This window comes from Nonomuraea sp. NPDC003201 (assembly GCF_053590415.1).
Map to the genome: position 1 here is coordinate 1 of NZ_JBSFTC010000787.1, position 1,041 is coordinate 1,041.

Sequence of the window (1,041 nt, forward strand, 5' to 3'; positions counted from 1 at the left end):
CCGCCGCCGACCCGGCCGGTCGCCTGGACGGCGGCCAGCCGCGCGGCGATGGGCAGCCCTTCGTCGTGGACGGCGGCGGTGAGCTCGGCGCGAACCCTTTCACGCTGGGCGGGCGTCCACCGTCCGGCGTCGCCGCCGTCGATCCGCGGCACCCACGCGGGGTCCGCGAAGCGGCCGCTGCGGTGGCCGTCCAGCAGAGAGAGGAGAAGATCGGTGCGACGCCGGGCCACGGTCCGCCAGACGGCGGGCAGCGTCACGGCGGACGCGTCCTCCCGCACAAGCCAGAGCACCCGCTCCTCCCGCACGCTCCCGCTTCCTCCTGGCCGCCCCTCCTGCTCGATCCTGAGGCCGCTCGACCGCTCCGGCGCTTGCACCCCAGAGGCGGCTGCGGCACGAGTCCTCCGCAGGCGGCGATGAGGACGGTTCAGCCACAAGCCGGCGGCCTCGCGGGCGAGCGCCTCCGGTGCCGTGCGGATGGCGGCGCGCAGGTCGTCCTGGAGTTCGGCGAGCACCCATGAACGGCGGCCGAGCGCGTGGGCGAGGGCCACGGCCAGGGTGAAGTCCTCCCGTTCGCGCGCGGCACGAAGATGCGGACGCAGGACCGCCAGCAGGTCGTGCTCCTGACCAGCGCGCAGCACCCGGTCCAGGCGGTGCGAGTCCGCGACCGGGCCGCGGGCGCGGTAGCGGCGGCGGACGGGGGTGGGCCGGGGCTCCCGGCCGGGCAGGCCGCTCGCGCCGTGCCGCGCCACGAGCCTCCCGTACGTGCCCAGCGCCCACGCCGTCAGCGCCGGCTCGGTCGCCGGGTCGTGGTGCCGCAGGACCCGGCCGGCCAGGCTCCGCAGCTCGTCCTGGGTGGCGGGGGAGGAGTCCGGGGCCTCGACGGCGTCCGCGGCGATGCGCTCCAGCGTCCCCGCGCAGGAGTCGTCGAGCAGCGCGGGCGGGACGTCCCGCAGAGCGGCCAGCAGATCCCGGCGGAGCGGGTCCTGTTCGTTGGCGGTGCGCAGGGCCAGGTCGGCCAGGAGCGCGTGGAGCGCCGCCCGG

Annotated in this window: 1 pseudogene; it reads right to left on the reverse strand. The window is 77.6% G+C overall.

What is annotated here, in order from left to right:
• Positions 1-1,041 (reverse strand): annotated as a pseudogene (locus ACWDX9_RS63650) (hypothetical protein); the annotation flags it as partial.